Source organism: Pontibacter kalidii, from assembly GCF_026278245.1.
GTDB classification, from domain to species: Bacteria; Bacteroidota; Bacteroidia; order Cytophagales; family Hymenobacteraceae; genus Pontibacter; species Pontibacter kalidii.
The window spans coordinates 4,011,725-4,029,688 of the sequence record NZ_CP111079.1 but is presented as its reverse complement, the minus strand read 5'-3'; the positions used below and the strand labels follow the sequence as shown (position 1 = coordinate 4,029,688).

At 52.2% G+C, this 17,964-nt stretch carries 15 protein-coding genes; 12 read left to right on the top strand and 3 right to left on the bottom strand.

Features of this window, described 5'->3' with window-relative positions:
* Positions 1 to 133 precede the first annotated feature (133 nt).
* The 4 genes from porK (at position 134) to porN (ending at position 4,570) form a co-directional block, all read left to right on the top strand.
* Positions 134 to 1,150 (top strand): T9SS ring complex lipoprotein PorK/GldK, encoded by a 1,017-nt coding sequence (gene porK / locus OH144_RS16865; protein ID WP_266203443.1) that lies wholly within the window; start codon positions 134 to 136, stop codon positions 1,148 to 1,150.
* Between the two features lie 81 nt (positions 1,151 to 1,231).
* Positions 1,232 to 2,035 (top strand): type IX secretion system motor protein PorL/GldL, encoded by an 804-nt coding sequence (gene porL, locus OH144_RS16860; RefSeq protein WP_266203442.1) that lies wholly within the window; start codon positions 1,232 to 1,234, stop codon positions 2,033 to 2,035.
* A gap of 53 nt (positions 2,036 to 2,088) precedes the next feature.
* Positions 2,089 to 3,687 (top strand): type IX secretion system motor protein PorM/GldM, encoded by a 1,599-nt coding sequence (gene porM, locus OH144_RS16855; RefSeq protein ID WP_266203441.1) that lies wholly within the window; start codon positions 2,089 to 2,091, stop codon positions 3,685 to 3,687.
* Positions 3,688 to 3,709: 22 nt separating this feature from the next.
* Positions 3,710 to 4,570 carry a type IX secretion system ring subunit PorN/GldN gene (porN, locus tag OH144_RS16850; RefSeq protein WP_266203440.1) on the top strand — a complete coding sequence of 287 codons (861 nt, stop codon included), beginning with the start codon at positions 3,710 to 3,712 and terminating at the stop codon, positions 4,568 to 4,570.
* Positions 4,571 to 4,678: 108 nt separating this feature from the next.
* Here porN and uvrC read toward each other — a convergent pair whose 3' ends face one another.
* Genes uvrC through porW form a run of 3 tightly spaced genes read right to left on the bottom strand, consistent with a single transcriptional unit; the run spans position 4,679 to position 11,671 of the window.
* Positions 4,679 to 6,502 (bottom strand): excinuclease ABC subunit UvrC, encoded by a 1,824-nt coding sequence (gene uvrC, locus OH144_RS16845; protein WP_266203439.1) that lies wholly within the window; start codon positions 6,500 to 6,502, stop codon positions 4,679 to 4,681.
* Between the two features lie 11 nt (positions 6,503 to 6,513).
* On the bottom strand, positions 6,514 to 8,829 hold the full coding sequence (locus OH144_RS16840) for a penicillin-binding protein 1A (protein ID WP_266203438.1): 2,316 nt from the start codon (positions 8,827 to 8,829) through the stop codon (positions 6,514 to 6,516).
* 4 nt (positions 8,830 to 8,833) lie between these two features.
* Complete coding sequence (gene porW / locus OH144_RS16835) at positions 8,834 to 11,671, bottom strand: type IX secretion system periplasmic lipoprotein PorW/SprE (protein WP_266203437.1); 2,838 nt, start codon at positions 11,669 to 11,671, stop codon at positions 8,834 to 8,836.
* Positions 11,672 to 11,976: 305 nt separating this feature from the next.
* On the opposite strand from porW, the gene OH144_RS16830 reads away from it, so the two are divergent.
* The 8 genes from OH144_RS16830 to atpG all read left to right on the top strand — a co-directional run bounded on the left by OH144_RS16830 (position 11,977) and on the right by atpG (position 17,794).
* Positions 11,977 to 12,219, top strand: a complete 243-nt coding sequence (locus OH144_RS16830) for an AtpZ/AtpI family protein (protein ID WP_266203436.1) — start codon at positions 11,977 to 11,979, stop codon at positions 12,217 to 12,219.
* 6 nt (positions 12,220 to 12,225) lie between these two features.
* Positions 12,226 to 12,609: a hypothetical protein gene (locus OH144_RS16825; protein WP_266203435.1), complete on the top strand. Its 384-nt coding sequence runs from the start codon at positions 12,226 to 12,228 to the stop codon at positions 12,607 to 12,609.
* A 43-nt stretch (positions 12,610 to 12,652) separates the two neighbouring features.
* Positions 12,653 to 13,690 (top strand): F0F1 ATP synthase subunit A, encoded by a 1,038-nt coding sequence (atpB, locus tag OH144_RS16820; protein ID WP_266203434.1) that lies wholly within the window; start codon positions 12,653 to 12,655, stop codon positions 13,688 to 13,690.
* Positions 13,691 to 13,728: 38 nt separating this feature from the next.
* Entirely contained in the window at positions 13,729 to 13,986 is a 258-nt protein-coding gene (gene atpE / locus OH144_RS16815; RefSeq protein WP_266203433.1) for an ATP synthase F0 subunit C, read from the top strand.
* Positions 13,987 to 14,139: 153 nt separating this feature from the next.
* A complete protein-coding gene (locus OH144_RS16810; RefSeq protein WP_266203432.1) occupies positions 14,140 to 14,634 on the top strand; it encodes a F0F1 ATP synthase subunit B in 495 nt (164 codons plus the stop codon).
* A 52-nt stretch (positions 14,635 to 14,686) separates the two neighbouring features.
* On the top strand, positions 14,687 to 15,244 hold the full coding sequence (atpH, locus tag OH144_RS16805) for an ATP synthase F1 subunit delta (RefSeq protein ID WP_266203431.1): 558 nt from the start codon (positions 14,687 to 14,689) through the stop codon (positions 15,242 to 15,244).
* Between the two features lie 2 nt (positions 15,245 to 15,246).
* Positions 15,247 to 16,827: a F0F1 ATP synthase subunit alpha gene (atpA, locus tag OH144_RS16800; protein ID WP_266203430.1), complete on the top strand. Its 1,581-nt coding sequence runs from the start codon at positions 15,247 to 15,249 to the stop codon at positions 16,825 to 16,827.
* 73 nt (positions 16,828 to 16,900) lie between these two features.
* Positions 16,901 to 17,794, top strand: a complete 894-nt coding sequence (gene atpG / locus OH144_RS16795) for an ATP synthase F1 subunit gamma (RefSeq protein WP_266203429.1) — start codon at positions 16,901 to 16,903, stop codon at positions 17,792 to 17,794.
* Positions 17,795 to 17,964: the final 170 nt, after the last annotated feature.

Here is a 17,964-nt window from a genome sequence, read left to right as displayed (position 1 = left end):
TTAACGCGTTAAAAAAATTAAAAAAGGTGTTGTAGTGAATTGTTTTTTATTTATTCCTAATTCTCATATATTTGCTACACTCGTAGAAGTGTGCTAAAATCTATTACAGAAAATTTACTTTTTAACAGTCATCATGAATAAACTACTTAAGCTGTCTTCCTTCGCATTGGCGGTGGTACTGCTTGCAAGCTGTGGGATGAGACGCGGGCCGCAAGGAGATCTTGTAGGTGCCGAGGACAGACCAGAGTACAATCCGCAGGAAGTGCCTTATGGCATGGTGGCCTGCCCAGGCGGTACGTTCCACATGGGCCAGGCTGACCAGGATATAGCGGCATCTATGGCAAACTTAAACAAGCAAGTGACGATTGGTGGCTTCTACATGGATGAAACCGAGATCACAAACAACGAGTACCGTCAGTTCATTAACGTGATGATGGAAGACTCGCTGGATGTCTTGGGTGAGGAGTACGTGATGACGCAGCTGTATCCCGATACCACTGTATGGGTGAAGGATTATACATACCACATGGGCGATCCGCTGATGGAGTACTACTTCTCGCACCCTGCGTTCGATGACTACCCGGTAGTGGGTGTGGATTGGTTTGCTGCCAAGTATTTTAGCGAGTGGCGCACCAAGCACAAAAACCAGGCAAATGCTGAAAATGGACGTGCTCCCATGCCGCAGTTCCGTCTGCCTACAGAGGCAGAGTGGGAATATGCAGCACGTGGCGGCCGTGATATGGCCGTTTACCCTTGGGGTGGCCCATACCTGCGTAACGCCAAAGGTTGCTTGCTAGCTAACTTTAAGCCAGGACGTGGCGACTACTACAGCGATGGCTTTACGTATACGGCCCCTGTCGCACAGTTCTTCCCGAACGACTTCGGCCTGTATGATATGGCCGGAAACGTTGCCGAGTGGTGCGAAGATGCCTATTCTGATGCCACTGTTCCGATTACCTGGGACTTGAACCCTGTTTACAACGATGACAACGAGCCGCGTAAAGTAGTAAGAGGAGGTTCCTGGAAAGATATCGCCTACTTCCTGGAGACAGGTACACGTAACTTTGAATTCCAGGACTCTGCCCGATCATACATTGGTTTCCGTAATGCGATGATTTACCTGGGACGTTCTTCAGGCAGAGAGTTTTAATAGAAAATAATCAAATATTTTTATTCCCAATCCCCCATTTATCCTTTTAATCAATCGTTCACTACTTAATTAGAAAACAAAATGAGCAAAGCTAAAGGTCGCAGTTTCTTGTTCGACGTTTTGATGCCAAAAATTTATGGTATTGGTGCTGCCGTCGTAATTGTGGGTGCGTTGTTCAAGATCCAGCACTGGCCAGGAGCCGACTTGATGCTGATCCTTGGTCTGAGCACAGAGGCAGTTATATTTTTCCTGAGCGCCTTCCAGCCACAGCATGCTGAGCCGGATTGGGCCAGAGTATACCCACAACTTGCGGATGACTTCGCCGGAGAGGGCATCGTGCCTGCTACAAGTGCCGTAGCTGGTGGTCCGTCCGTTACAGGTAAACTCGACGAAATGATGCGTAATGCTGATATTACGCCAGAAACAATAAACCAACTTGGTCTGGGCCTGAACCGCCTGAGCGAAACTGCCGCGAGCATGGCTGACATGAGCAACGCAGCTGCCGCTACAGAAGAGTACACCGTGCGTGTAAGAGCTGCCGCCGGCCAATTGGATAAGATCAACAGCGCGTACGCTACTACAGCGGATGCTATCTCTCAGATGGCAGTTTCTGCTACAGATGCACAAGAGTACCATGCGCAGATACAGGGCATGACCCGCAACCTGGGTGCTCTGAACGCAGTGTACGAGATGGAGCTTCAGGATTCTAACAACCACCTGAAGACCATGAATAAATTCTATGGCAACCTGAGCATGGCCATGGAAAACTTAACTGACGCCAGCAAAGATACAGAACAGTTTAAGCAGGAAGTTTCTCGCCTGACGCAAAACCTACACTCTCTGAACACGGTGTATGGCAACATGCTGTCAGCTATGAAAGGCTAATTTCCGGTTTAAATAAGTTCTATCTAAAGAAAACACAGTTAATATAGTATAAAATGGCTGGAGGAAAAGAGACACCAAGGCAGAAGATGATCGGTATGATGTACCTTGTACTGACCGCGCTTCTGGCCCTTAACGTGAGCTCGGCGATCCTGTTAAAGTTTCAGTTCCTAGACGAGTCTTTACAGACTGTGAACCGAAAAACAGTAACAGATAACGCCGGGGTCGTATCAAACATACAGGCTGCCATTGCAGAGAATAAGAACCCTTCTGCCAATGACCAGCGTGTGCTGAAAACAGCACAGGAAGTACGTAATCAGACATCAGAAATGGTTTCCTATATCCAGGGTCTGAGAAAACTTCTGATTGAACAATCAGGAGGAATGAATGATGAAGGTACGGCATACAAGCAGCCGGAAGGAAATGACATTGTGGCCATGAATATGATTGGCGCGGCAAGCAAGAACAATGGTAAAGGATATGAGCTGGAGCAAAAGCTGAATGACTACGCCAAATTCCTGCGCCAGTACAATGAGCAGGTTCCACAAAAACTAGCCTTGAGTGGCAAAGAGGATCCGGTAGCACAGAATGACCCGGCACAGAAGCGTAAGGACTTCGCTCAGCTGAACTTCGAGGAAACACCCATGGTGGCTGCCCTGGCAGTACTTTCTCAGAAAGAAGCAGAGGTTTTGAAGTATGAGGCGGATGTGCTGCAGAAACTTGCCCAGCAGGTAGGTGCTGACATCATTAAGTTCGAGAAGATTTTTGCCATGGCCCGCGCCGAGTCTAAAACGGTGGCAGCTGGTACAAAATACTCAGCCGATATGTTCATTGCGGCTTCATCTGATAACATCACCCCTAAAATGTCTTACCAAGGCAAGCCAATCAAAGTTGAGAATGGCATGGGTAAAGTAGAGTTCGTGGCTTCTGCCTCTAACTACGATGCCGATGGAAACTCAAAGCAGACATGGAAAGGCCAGGTAACAATCAACCAGAACGGTAGAGACACTACCTTCACCGTAACAGAGGAGTATATCGTTGCCAAGCCTGTGATTCAGGTGCAGTCTGCTTCTGTGCAGGCGCTGTACTTCCAGTGTGCCAACGAGCTGAACATCCAGGTGCCAGCGTTGGGTGCGGTATATGATCCTAGCTTTAGCGCTAACGGTGGTACTGCCATCAAAGGGGCTAAGAAAGGTGAAGTAACCATTATCCCTAGCGGTACCGAGGTAACCATCAACGTGAGCAGCGGCGGTAACGCCATCGGTTCAGAGAAATTCAAAGTGCGTCCGATCCCTAAGCCAGAGCTGGTGGCGCTGGTAAATGGCAAGCCAATTGATGTGAAGCGCGGCGTACCGGCACAATCCTTCAGAGCCGTAGAAATACAGGCTGTGCCAGAGGAAGGCTTCAAACAATTATTACCTAACGAGGCGCGTTATAGAGTAACCAAGTGGAGAGCCTACCTGGTGCGCGGTAACCAGCCGGTAGACCAGGGCGAGTTTAGCGGACCTACTGCTAACCTAACCAGCTTTGCGGCCAAAGCCAATAAAGGCGACCGCGTAGTGATTGAGGTGCTGGATGTGAAGCGCCTCAACTACAAAGGCCAGGCGGTGGATGTGAACGTAGGAACACCGAACTTCCAGGTTCCTTTAAATTAACATTTAGAAGCTTACAAGGAGTATGAAATTAGTTAAAGCAATAGGTGTAGCAGCCGGTTTGATGTTATCTGTAGGTGCCATGGCACAGCAGGTATCAAACACAACAGCCAGCAACCCTTCGGCAAGGCCTATTCCGGAGTCTGATATCCTGTTCAAGAAAACAGTATGGCGAAAAATTGACCTGCGTGAGAAGCAGAACAAGCCACTGTTCTCTGAAAACAGAGAAATCACGAAGGTAATTATAGAGGCTGTTAAAAGCGGTGAGCTGACGGCCTACAGAAGCGACTCTGTAAGTACACCTATCACGCGCGAGGAATTCATGCAAAACCTGACGCCAAAAGAGGCAGAAGGTGGCCTGAGCGAAGAGGAACTTGCAGCTGGTTTCGGTGAAGTAGAAGAGGAGGATGATGCCTGGGGTGAAGCCTTAGGTTCATCGGCCGGAACGACAGAAGCGGCTCCTGTAAGCAATGAGTACTTCCCTAAGCAGCTTTACCTGCTGGAGCTGAAGGAGAACGTGGTGTTCGATAAGAAGCGTTCGCGCATGTACCACGATATCCAGACGATCAGCATTAAAGTGCCTGCCACGCTTAACCCCCTGGGATTTGAGCAGAATGTGGCAAGCTTTAAGATGAGTGACCTGGTAACCCTGTTCCGTAACAACCCGGAGACAGCGATCTGGTATAACGCACAGAACGATGCACAGCACAAGAACCTGGCTGACGCATTTGACCTGTGGCTGTTCAGCTCCTACATCACCAAGATATCGAACCCAGGCGACCAAAACCTGGCCTCGATCTACGGTGGTGGCAAAAAAGGCCTGCTGGCTGCACAAGATGCACTGGAAGCACTGATCGAGTATGAGTATAGCCTGTGGAGCTACTAAGCAATACAGTAACAAGCAATATAAAAGGAGGCTCAGTGAGCCTCCTTTTTCTTTTTATACCTGGTGAGGATAAAAGGGCAGCTAAAAATGCTGCAGTGGAAGTTTATTTTATACTTGCTTCCCCTCCTCCGCAGCGTGCAGGTAGGTATAAAGTATAGCCGCTTTGGCTTTTCCAATCTCTGCTGTAAGCTCATCCATTGTCAGGTCACGGAGCTTTTTAACCGATCTGTACTTTTGCAGCAGCGCGTCTGCCGTAGAGGGACCGATGCCCTTGATATCGGTCAGGGCGGTTTTGAGGGTTCCGGCATCGCGCTTGCTGCGGTGGAACGTGATGGCAAAGCGGTGCGCCTCGTTGCGCAGGCGTTGTATAAGCTTCAGCGACTCAGATTTCTTGTCGATATAAAGCGGTAGGGAGTCGCCGGGGTAGAAAATCTCCTCCAGGCGTTTGGCGATCCCGACCACAGCGACCTGTCCATAAATGCCAAGATCGCGTAAGGCCTTCACCGCCATACCCAGCTGGCCCTTGCCCCCGTCAATCACGATCAGCTGCGGGAGGGGCTGGTGCTCGTCCAGCAGGCGGCGGTAGCGACGGGTCACGATCTCATACATCGAAGCAAAATCGTCTGGCCCTACCACAGTTTTGATGTGAAAGTGGCGGTAATCTTTCTTGCTGGGCTTGCCGTTCTTGAAGCAGACCATCGAAGCAACGGGGTTGGCACCCTGGAAGTTGGAATTGTCGAAGCACTCGATCTGGCGGGGCAGCTCCGTAAGGCGAAGGTCCTTCTTCAGCGTCTCGAGCACCCGCAGCTCCCGCTGCTCGCTTAGCTCCTTGTTCTTTTCCTGCCGCCCCTCGCGCTCCTTACGCAAGTATAAGGCGTTCTTCAGCGACAGACTCAGAAGCTTTTTCTTATCCCCTATCTGTGGGTAGGTAACCGTGATGCTATCCAGCGGAAGCTGTAACTCAATGTTGGTGATCACCTCGCGCGAGGTGCTCTCGAACTCCTGCCGCAGCTGCACCACCACAGAGGCAAGGATGTCGGCATCCTCCTCGTCCAGCTTCTTCTCCAGCTCCAGCGACTGGGTAAGTATAATGGAGCCGTTCATGACCTTGAGGTAGTTGATGAAGGCGCACTGCTCGTTGCTGGTGATGGTGAAGACATCGATGTTGGTAAGCGTGTTGCTAACCACCGTGGACTTGGCTTGGAAATCTTCCAGCATATCCAGCTTCTGTTTATACTTGTGGGCCAGCTCAAATTGGTAATCGGCGGCGGCGGCGGCCATATGCTCCTTAAAATAGGCCTTGGCTACGGAGAGGTTCCCCGAGAGGATGTTCTTGATCTGCGCGATATTGGCATTATACTCCGTTTCATCCACCAGGGCCTCGCAAGGGCCCTTGCAGTTGCCGATGTGGTACTCCAGGCATACTTTAAACTTGCCTGCGGCGATGTTCTCCGGCGAGAGGTTGTAGGTGCAGGTGCGCAGCGGATAGAGGGTCCGGATCAAGTCGAGAACGACGTACATGGCCGTGCCGCTCGGGTAAGGGCCAAAGTAGCGCGAGCCATCGTTCTTTTTGTTACGGGTGGTGATAACGCGCGGGAAGCGCTCATTCACAATGCAAATGTAGGGGTAGGTCTTGCCGTCCTTCAGCAGGATGTTATACTTTGGCTGGTACTGCTTGATGAGGTTGTTCTCCAGCAAGAACGCATCAGCCTCCGTGTCTACGATCGTAAACTCAATGTCCTTTATTTGCGAGACGAGCTTGAGCGTCTTTTTATTATGCTGGGTAGAGCGGTTGAAATAGGAGCTGACGCGTTTCCGGATATCAACCGCTTTGCCCACATAGATAATGCCATGCTCGTCGAAGAACTTGTAGATGCCGGGTTTGTGCGGCAGGTGCGATATTTTCTCCTTCAGCTTCTCGTTTGCTGGCATACGTATGGGAATTAGATCTCTGCGTCCAGGTTAATCTCGGTTGGCAGGTTCAGGAACTCGTCTTGCTGCGCCGAGTCAACCTGAATGCCGCGATTATACTTTTCACAATCTAATTCTACAGATATAGGCATAGAAGGTTTAGGGAACGGGTCTTTTGACACATCCAGCGATTTATCATTGTATACTTTTTGCATAAAGGAGCCGTAGATAGGCATAGCCAGCCTGCCGCCCTGCCCAAGAGCAATCGTCCTGAAGTGGATGGAGCGATCCTCGCCGCCTACCCAGGTGCCGGCAACCAGGTCAGGGGTGATGCCCATGAACCAGGCGTCGGAGTAGTTCTGGCTTGTGCCGGTTTTTGCACCCATCTCGTTCTTTAAACCGTTCCGGAAGCGCAGGCCATAATAGGCAGTACCGCCCGGCTCTGCCGCTGCTTTGAGCATATGCACCATCATGTAAGCGGTTTCCTCGCTAAGGGCCTCCACCGTTTTGGGAACAAACTCCGCGACGACGTTGCCATGCTTGTCCTCGATGCGGGTGATGTAGTTGGGCTGCACCCAGGTTCCGCCGTTCACGAAGGTGCCATAAGCGCCCACCATGTCAAACAGCGTCACATCACTGGTGCCAAGCACCAGCGCAGGTGTTTCATCCAGTTTGGTAGTGATGCCCATGCGGCGGGCAGTTTGTGCCACAGCCGGGGCGCCAAGTTTGTTCACCAGAAAGGCTGAAATAGAGTTCACCGACTCGGCCAATGCTTTGCGCAGCGTATACTTCTCGCCGCTAAACTTGTTGTCCGCGTTTTTAGGGCACCACATCTTGCCATCCGGCAACGGAATACAGTTTTCCGTGTCCAGCACCTCGTAGCAAGGCGGGTAGCCGTTTTCGATGGCTGTGGTATAGAGGAAAGGCTTGAAGGTGGAGCCCGGCTGGCGAGCGGCCTGCCTCACGTGGTCATACTTAAAGTGCTTGAAATTAATGCCACCTACCCAGGCCTTGATGTGGCCCGTCTGCGGTTCCATGGCCATAAAGCCCGTCTGCAGGAAGTGTTTGTAGTACTTGAGCGAGTCCATTGGGCTCATTTCTACCTGCTTATCACCATCCCAGGTAAAGATGGTCATCGGTACTTTCTTGTTCAGGTAATAGTTGATGGAGTCTGTGTCATCCCCGAAACGGGCTTTCAGGCGGCGGTAACGGTCGCTGCGCTTGATGGCCATCTCGGGGAATCCTTTAAGCTCGCGCATGTTCTCGTCTACCCACGGGTTGCGGCCCTTCCAGTGCTCAAAAAAGACCTTCTGGCGATCCTTCATATGCTCCGCTACGGCCTCTTCGGCATACTTCTGCATGCGTGAATCGATGGTGGTGAAAACACGGAGGCCATCGGCGTAGAGGTCGTAACCGTTTTCACGGCACCACTGCAGCAGGTCCTTGCTTACCTCGGTGCGGAAGTAGGGCGCCATGCCAACGTTATGGCTCTCCACACGGTAATCGAGCGCGATATCCTCTCCCTTCAGCTGGTTAAACTCCGCATCGGTCATGAAGCCATACTTGACCATCTGGGCCAGCACGGTGTTGCGGCGGCGCTTGGAGTTCTCCGGGTAAAACTTAGGGCTGTAGTAACTCGGAGCCTTCAGCAGGCCTACCAGTACCGCCGACTCCTGTACCTCCAGCTCCTCGGTCTTTTTGTTGAAGAAAGTTCTGGCTGCCACCTTGATTCCAAAGGCGTTCGAGCCAAAGTTCACCGTGTTCAGGTACATGGTCAGGATCTCACGCTTGGTGTAAGAGCGCTCCAGCTTTACAGCCATAATCCATTCCTTTGTCTTCAGGATGAGCATGCCCAGCCCAGGTATATCGTTCAGGGCACCATTGTTGAGTTCCTCACTACGTGTATCAAACAGGTTTTTGGCTACCTGCTGCGTGAGCGTACTGCCCCCGCCCTTTTGCTCCCCAGTAAGGATACCTGCTGCCACACGCACCATAGACTGCGGGTCGATGCCGGCGTGTTCCTCAAAGCGTATGTCCTCGGTAGCGATTAGCGCGTTGACCAGGTTATCCGGTAGCTCCTCATACTCCACCGGCGTGCGGTTCTCGCGGAAATATTTGCCCAGCAGCTGGTTATCGGCAGAGTACAGTTCCGAGGCTACCTCACTCTTCGGGTTCTCGAGCGTGCGCAGGTCGGGCATCTCCCCGAACAAATTCAGGAAGTTGATGCTTACCGCGTAGATATAAAGTATAAAAGCTGCGAAGCCGCCGATAAATAGCAGCCACAGTGTCGATACAACTTTTGGGTAAAAGGATCTTTTCGGAGTGAGGGTTTTTTGACGCGTAGTCATGTAATTAATAATTGTCTTTGAAGAAGGTCAGGTAAACTTCAGGATCTTTCCTCTGTATGAATTTCTGGTAATTGGCAGAAGAGATAACAAAGGTAATGAAATCTATGCCTCTAATTCTACCTATCGGCGCCTGCGGTGCCTTTTGTTTGATGTTATAAGAGGTGGCCAATTGCGGATCCTGAAAAGAGCGGGACACCAACATGGTTTTCCCGCCTCCAAAGTCCAGCGTATCTATAGTCAGTCCCTCTTTTTTATAGTACATGCCGTTATACTTCTCATACTTTTGCGCAATACCGGCAAATGCCTTGGCATCGCTTGGGTAGATCAGCACGAAATAATATGCTGAGTCGGCCTCTGCTTTGTACGCCAGCGGGTCGGCTGCAGGCTCTGCTAAGGAATCCCTGGCCGCTGCTACCGGCTGTTCCGCTGCCTGCTGCATCAGCGTGTCTGCCGCTGTTGTTGCCGGCAGCGCGGTGTCTGCGGTTGGCGGCGTCGCTACAGGAGGTAAGACAGGCGTGGCCCTGGCGGCTGATGCGGTAGCCTGTGCAATTTCTGTGCTAACTTTTTGCTCCGGCGTCTGTTCCTCCCTTTTCTGTTTGGGCGCCGGCGGGGCAGGAGCCTCCGCACGAAGCTGGTTTTTCTGCTCCAGCTCCTGGTAGGTGGCCAGCAACTTGTCGGCCTGCTTCACCAGCGGGCTGCCTTTGTGTTCTTTCTTAAAGCGGTTCAGTTTATCGCGCAGCACCTCCGGCTTCTCGGTGCGGGCGGCTACCATGGCATCCAGGAACATTACCTTATCCTGAATATCGTTGAAGGGGTACTGCGCCGTGATGATGTTGAGCTGCTCCACGGCCCGTTTGTACTCCTGCGCTTCGTAGTGCGCATAGGCCGAGTCGTACAGGGCGTGCACCCTGATGTTCTCCGCGGCGGTTTTGGCCATAAAGCCTTTGTCATCCAGCAGGCGGGCGTAGGTGGTGTTCGGGAACTGCTGCTTTATCTTGGTATAGTAGGCCTGCTGCTGCTCCTGGTTGCCGGCGCGGCCATAGAGCAAGTATAAACTATAGTAGGCTTCGGCGGCATGGGAGGTTTGCGGAAAGCGCTGCAGCAGCTGTTCATAGGTGGCAATGGCCTCCTGTGGTGCCTGCAGGTTCTGGGCATAGATGACCGCCAGGCGGAAAAGTGCCTCCTCCACCATCCGCTCGGACTGCTGCAGCGCGGCGATGGTCAGCGGCAGGTTCTGCAGGTACGCCTCTACCTGAGCCTGCATGCGCTCCTGTGGGTTATCCTCTGCTTCCGGTTCGGCTATACTTTCCGGAGCCTGGGCCACTACGGCAGGTGTGTTCCCTGTCTCGCCGCGGGTACGGGTGCGCCAGAAATCCTGGTTGGGCCGGTCGCCCCAGCGGCGGGTAAACTCGGCGCGCGCCGTGGCCATGGCCGTAGGGTTGTCGAAATACCATACACCGCCTGTACTGCTAGTGCCGAAGGTTTCATTTCTGTTAGAAGTGGTGCGCCCCTGGTTGCGGCGGTTGTTCTGCTCCTGGCGCTGTGTCTGCTCCTGCTGTTGCGCCAGCAGGGCTATTCTTTCTTCCTCCTCGCGTTGCGCCAGTTGCTGCAGGAGCTCCATCCGCTCCGTTTCCGGTAATTTGGCGATGCGCTGCAGGCTATCCTGCGTCTGGATGGTGGTGTATTGGCGGGCAAAGTCCGCCAGAATATCACGCCGCTCTGCCACAGCTTCATACTGTAGGGCCTGTTGCGGATACACCTGCACGGCGCTGTCGTAGTAGGCGGCGGCAAACTCATACTTGTTCAGGTGCTCGAAATAAATCTCACCGGCCAGCACATAACTATAGGCTTTCTGGTTCGGCAAGGCGCCCGGCGTACGCAACGACTGGTTTAGGTACTCCAGCGCCTTGTCGTAGTGCTGCTGGCGTAGCGCGAAGCGCGCCATCTCATAGTATATCTTGTCGTGGTACTCCTTGTTCTTCTCGTCTTTCAGGAGCTTCTGGTAATAGCCTTCGATGCGCTCTATGTCGTTGTGATCGGCCAGCTCGGTTACCTGCCCCAGGTTCAGGCGGCTGAAGAAGCCCAGGTCGTAAGGCGGGTTGTTGCGCAGCACCTTGCTGTATTGCTTGTCGGCCTCCTTGTTCTGGCCCGTCAGTTGGTAGAGTTGTCCTAATGTATAGCGCACCCGCGATTCCGCATCCTTCTCATCAAAGTTGGGTAGCGAGAGCGCCAGGTTCTCGATCACCAGGGCCGTATCGCCCTGGAGGCGGTGGTATTGGGCGCGGGTCAAGTATAGCTCGCGGGCGTTTTCCCTGTTCAGGCGCTCCTTGCGCAGGTACTCCGATACCTGCTGCGCATTTTCCATCTCACCTAATATAATAAAGGAGCGCATCAGCCACACCAGCGCTTCGTGCCGCTCGTCTTTGCCCTTGCCGTTGGCGTTTACATACTTAAAAGTGCGCACGGCCTCCTCGAAATTCAGTCCATAGAAGTTGGCCTGGCCAATCAACACATAGCTATTGTCTACCCACTTGCTGTTGGGATGGTACTGTATCGGGAAAGAGGCCTTCTTCTTGATGTCTTCCAGGTCGGCGGCTAGGGCCGTGGCGGTGGCGGTGTCGAGGGGCGGAAAGATGGGAAGCACCTGGCTATAGTCATAGGTCGTCTGCTCCTGCAGCTGCTCCTCCAGCAGACGCATTTTCTCCTTCGCTAGGAAATAACCGTTGTAGCGGGCGGTGGTGTTGTGGTAAGTCTTGCTGAGCGGGTTGTTGCGCTCGGCAGAGCATGCCGCCAGCAACAGTCCGGCAAGTATAAAAAATATGTGCAGCGGTTTCTTGTTCAAGGCGATGGTGTGCAGCAGGTTTGGGTGCTCCTTATATATAAAGTAAAAACGTTCTCGCGGCGGCTAAAAGTATAGCCATGCTTGCTGTAGCAGCGTATGCAGCAACTCTTCTCAAGTTACTACGTTCAGGGCTATCTACAAAAATACAATAATCATCGGATAGTTAAGCATATAGCCCATTTGTAGCCTGCTATTGAACTATACAAAAAACCAAATGGTTTCAGACGGGGTATTCTTTGCCGATGTTGCACTGCTTTCGCGTATAAGCCCGTAAAAAAGAGTACCTTTGCAAACTTCTGAAGCACATGGAAAACGATCCGGAGAAAGAGCAGAAGCCTGAGCAGCGCAGGCAGGACAGTATCAAACCATACGTGAAGTACTCGGGCATGGCGTTTCAGATGATCGGGGCGCTGGTGCTGGCCGCCTTTGCCGGGCAGTGGCTGGATGATAAGGTAGGCAACGACAAGCCCTGGTTTACCATCGGGCTGCTGCTGACAGCCGTTATCGCCACCATGGTGCTGACCATCGTATCCATCAACAAAAAATAACCCCAAGTGAAGTTTGTTCGGAACCTGGCCATGCTTACGGCCATACTTTGTGTGATAATAGGCGTGCTGCTGCAATTTACCGGTTATGCCCTGCTGCACAGTTATATATGGTATATACTTGCCTTCTTCGTCTTTATCACCGGTTTTACCTATTACCTCACGCAGTTGGGGTATAAAAACGACCCTGAAAACTTTCAGGTGTACTATTTTGCCTCCATGGGGTTCCGGGTGGTGCTGAGTATCGGGGTGGTGGCGCTCTACGTGTGGTTCTTCCAGGAGGGCAGGTTGCAGTTCGTTTTCAACTTCTTTGCGTTATATTTCCTGTTTACCGGGTTTGAAATTTACAGTTTGTTGGCTAACTTGCGCCCGCATTTGAGAGGGCAGAATTAACGGTAGGTTCTGCTTGTAAAATATTGCTTCTAAATCATTCTTAATGAAGAGGTTATTCGTTCTATTGTTTTCCTTCCTTACGCTGAACGCTTTTGCTGAGGCACCTGCGGAGGGCGGTGAGTTTGAGCCAGGCGCTATGATCACGCACCACATCGCGGATGATTATACATGGCATTTTGCAGACGGTGCAGTAGTTTACCTGCCCGTTATACTGGTAGACAATGGTGAGTTCAAAGTATTCTCTTCTCACAATTTCTACAACGAGAGCCACGAGACAGTGCCCTACGACGGGTATGCGCTGGACCATGGCCATATTATTAAAGTAGATGAGGCCGGTGAGCCGCTGGCAGAGCAGGCAGGCTTGCTTGACTTCTCTATTACCAAGAACGTCGCCTCCATGCTGGTTAGTGTGGCGTTGCTGCTGGGTGTTTTCTTCGTGATCGCGGGCCGTTATAAGAACAACCCGAAGGCTGCCCCGCGCGGTGTTCAGTCTTTCTTTGAGCCAATCATCATTTTTATCCGCGACGAGATAGCTAAGGCGAACATCGGCCCGAAGTATGAGCGCTACATGCCCTACCTGCTCACTGTGTTCTTCTTTATCTGGTTTAACAACCTGCTGGGCCTGATGCCGGGCGGCGCTAACCTTACCGGTAATATTGCGGTAACGCTGGTGCTGGCAGTGCTTACCTTGCTTATCACCATCTTTAGCGGTAACAAGAGCTACTGGAAGCACATCTTTGCTACTCCTGGCGTGCCAACATGGCTTGCCCCGATCATGATCCCGGTGGAGCTCATCGGCATCCTGACAAAGCCATTCTCCCTGATGGTCCGACTTTTTGCCAACATCACAGCCGGCCACATCATCATTCTGTCGCTGTTCAGCCTGATCTTTATTTTCGAGAGTATATCGGTGGCGCCGCTAAGCGTGGCCTTCTCCATCTTCATGATGTTCCTGGAGCTGTTCGTAGCCCTGCTGCAAGCTTACATCTTCACGCTGCTTTCTGCCATGTACTTTGGCGGGGCGGTAGAAGAGCATGACCATGTGGATGATATGGGACACGGCGACGGAGCCCATCATTAATACGAATTTTATTTTTTTAACTATATATAACTATAACTATGTTGTTAGCAATTCTGCTTCAAGCTGTTTCTGAAGGTGCTGGTCTTGGTATCATGGGTGCCGGTATCGGTGCAGGTCTAGTTGCCCTTGGCGCTGGTCTTGGTATCGGTCGTATCGGTGGCTCAGCTATGGAATCTATTGCTCGTCAGCCAGAGGCTGGTGGCAAAATCCAGACTGCCATGATCATCTCTGCCGCTCTGATCGAGGGTGTAACCCTGTTCGGCGTGGTAGTGTGTCTTCTGATCGCTATTGCTTAATTACTTTTTCTGAAAGTAACGAGCTAACATTATCTGATCTCACGTCTGGGCGCATGGCCCAGACGATGAGGTCAAAACGCATAGTTCTGATATAGTTAATTAGCGGCCAAAATGGCTGCTGCAAAAGAACCTAATATTCAACTTACATAAACGATGGAATTAGTAACCCCTGGTATTGGTCTGATTTTCTGGCAGACGGTAGTGTTCCTACTCGTACTGTTCCTGCTTGGCAAGTTTGCTTGGAAGCCAATCATGAGCGCCCTTCACGAGCGCGAGACTTCTATCGAGAACGCCCTGAGCGCAGCGGAGAAAGCAAAGCTGGAGATGCAGGCGCTGAAAGCCGACAACGAGAAGCTGCTGGCTGAAGCCCGTATGGAGCGCGACAAGATTCTGAGAGAAGCTTCAGAGGCAGCCAACAACATTGTGGAGGCCTCCAAGCAGAAGGCGAACGAAGAGGGTGCCCGTATGATTGAGCAGGCTCGTGAGGCTATCGAGAACGAGAAGCGCGCCGCTATCACGGAAGTGAAAAACATGGCCGCCTCCCTATCGCTGGAGATCGCTGAGCAGATCCTGAGAAGAGAACTGAGCGACAAGACCTCACAGCAGGCGCTGGCGCAGGACTACATCCGTGAAGTAACGCTTAACTAACAACGTATAAACGCGGCTGCCCCGGCAGCTTGCTGCATTATAAACAAGCACTATGTCAGATATTAGAGTTGCTTCCAGGTATGCGAAGTCGCTGATTGAGCTGGCTGCGGAGAAAAATGTGCTGGAGCAGGTACACGCAGACATGCAACTGTTCTCGCAGGTAGTTTCCCAGAACCGCGATTTCAGGCTGCTGCTGCAAAACCCGATCGTAAAGTCAGACAAGAAACTGGCGATTTTAAACGGGGTGTTTAAAGGGAAAGTGAACGAGATGACACTCGCTTTCTTTATCCTGATAGCCCGCAAGAACCGGGAGGCTATACTGGATGCCGTGGCGACCGCCTTCCAGGAGCAGTACCGCGTGCTGCAGGGCATTCAAAGCGCCGAGGTAGTTTCTGCCGTGCCGCTCACACCGGCCCTGCGCGATGAGCTTGGCCAGAAACTGGTCGCCCAAACGGGCAAGCGCATCGAGTTGGTAGAGCGCGTAGATCCATCTCTGATCGGAGGATTTGTACTGCGTGTAGGAGATAAACAAATCGACAACTCTGTGAAGAATAGCCTTCGCAAGTTGAAAAATCAATTTAAAGACAACCCATACATTAATAAACTATAATCATGGCAGAAGTAAGACCTGACGAAGTATCAGCCATATTAAGAGAACAGCTGTCTAACTTCCGTACCGAGGCGGAACTGGAAGAAGTAGGTACTGTACTGCAAGTGGGTGACGGTGTCGCTCGTATCTATGGCCTTTCCAAGGCTCAGTCTGGTGAGCTTTTAGAGTTCGAGAACGGCCTGCAGGCACTCGTTCTGAACCTGGAGGAGGACAACGTAGGTGCCGTATTGCTCGGTGACTACAGCGAGATTAAAGAGGGCGCCACTGTAAGAAGAACCAACCGTATTGCCTCTATTAAAGTAGGTGAAGGTATTGTTGGCCGCGTTGTCAACACCCTGGGCCAGCCAATCGATGGCAAAGGCCCTATCGCCGGTGAGATGTACGAGATGCCACTGGAGCGCAAGGCTCCGGGCGTGATCTACCGCCAGCCGGTAAACGAGCCAATGCAAACTGGTATCAAGGCGATCGACTCCATGATTCCGATCGGCCGTGGCCAGCGTGAACTGATCATCGGTGACCGCCAGACAGGAAAGACTGCGGTTGCTATCGATACTATCCTGAACCAGCGTGAGTTCTACGACAGAGGCGAGCCCGTTTTCTGTATCTACGTAGCCGTTGGTCAGAAAGCTTCTACGGTAGCCCAGGTGGTGAAGGCCCTGCAAGAGGGTGGTGCCATGGACTATACTGTAGTAGTAGCTGCTTCTGCTGCTGACCCTGCTCCAATGCAGTTCTTCGCGCCGTTTACAGGTGCTGCCATCGGGGAGTTCTTCCGTGATACCGGCCGTCCTGCACTGGTGGTGTATGACGACCTTTCAAAGCAGGCGGTGGCTTACCGTGAGGTGTCCCTGCTGCTGCGTCGTCCGCCAGGGCGTGAGGCTTACCCAGGTGACGTGTTCTACCTGCACTCCCGCTTACTGGAGCGCGCCGCGAAGATCAACGCATCGGATGAGATCGCTCAGAACATGAACGACCTGCCAGAGTCTATCAAACACCTGGTGAAAGGTGGAGGCTCCTTAACAGCCCTTCCCATCATCGAGACGCAGGCTGGTGACGTTTCTGCCTATATCCCGACAAACGTGATCTCGATCACAGACGGTCAGATCTTCCTGGAGACAAACCTGTTCAACGCAGGTATCCGCCCGGCCATTAACGTGGGTATCTCGGTATCGCGTGTGGGTGGTTCTGCGCAGATCAAGTCGATGAAGAAAGTAGCCGGTACCCTGAAGCTGGACCAGGCGCAGTTCCGTGAACTGGAGGCTTTCGCCAAGTTCGGTTCCGACCTGGATGCCGCCACCAAGCTTACCATTGAGCGTGGTCGCCGCAACCTGGAGATCCTGAAGCAGGCGCAGTACTCGCCGGTATCAGTAGAAGAGCAGGTAGCAACCATCTACGCCGCCACAAACGGCCTGCTGGACACGGTGCCGGTAACGGAGGTGAGGAACTTTGAGAAAGACTTCCTGCGCACGCTGCGTGCCCAGTATGCAGGCGTCCTGCAGGCGCTGAGAGCCGGTAAGCTGGATGACGAGACAACTGCCGTTATCAAGCAGGTGGCGAAGGAAACTTCTGCCAAGTACAACAAATAAGACGTTAAGTAACGAGGCTGGGGTTAGAGGCGATGCGCCTCTGACCTTTGGCTTTTGCTCATAGCAAAAATATATGGCAAGTTTAAAAGAGGTTAGAGGCCGCATTACATCGATCTCATCGACGCAGCAAATTACCAAAGCCATGAAAATGGTGTCGGCTGCTAAGTTACGGCGTGCACAGGACAACATACTGCGTATGCGCCCTTACGCACAGCGCCTGAGCGGCATCCTGACGAACCTGTCGTCTATGGCTGAGGGATCTGTAACAAACCCCTATGCGGAGAAGCGTGACGCCGTAAACAACGTGCTGATCATTGCGGTAACCTCTGACCGTGGTCTGGCGGGTGCCTTTAACTCCAACATTGTAAAAGGCGTGACGGCACTGGTAAGTGGCAAGTATAAAAGCCAGTTCGAGGCCGGTAATGTGACTATCCTGGCCATTGGCCGCAAAGGATTAGACGCCTTCCGCAAGAGAGGCTACAATGTGATAGGCGACTACAGCAACGTTTTCGCTACCCTGTCCTTCGACGCTGTGCGTGTTGCTGCGGAGCGTGCCATGGCCGGTTTTGTGGCAGGAGAGTTCGATCAGGTGGACCTGGTGTACAACGAGTTCAAAAACGTGGCAACGCAGATCGTGCGCCAGGAGCAGTTCCTTCCTATCGAGGAGAAGCCGGCTGAGGAGGCAGATGCGGAGATGACGCTGATCGACTATACCTTTGAGCCGTCTAAGGAGCAGATTGTGGAGGAGCTTATCCCGAAATCGCTGAAGATCCAGGTCTACAAAGCGGTGCTGGAGTCCAACGCCTCGGAACACGGTGCCCGTATGACAGCCATGGACAAGGCGACGGAAAACGCCGGCGAGCTACTGAAGCAGCTGAAACTGACTTACAACAGAACAAGGCAGGCCGCCATCACGAAGGAGATCCTCGAGATTGTTGGTGGTGCAGAGGCCTTAGCTTCAGAATAAGCAAAAGCAAAAGATTCAAAAGCAGCGCCCACCCGTACAAGTGGGCGCTGCTTCATTTATAAGCACCATCAAAAAGAGGTGTTCCCAATTCATGAAATAAGCGTTACGACACTGAGAAAAGCGCATTAGTGAGCGGTACTTCTTATATTTGTTGGAAACGAGCTATAGAA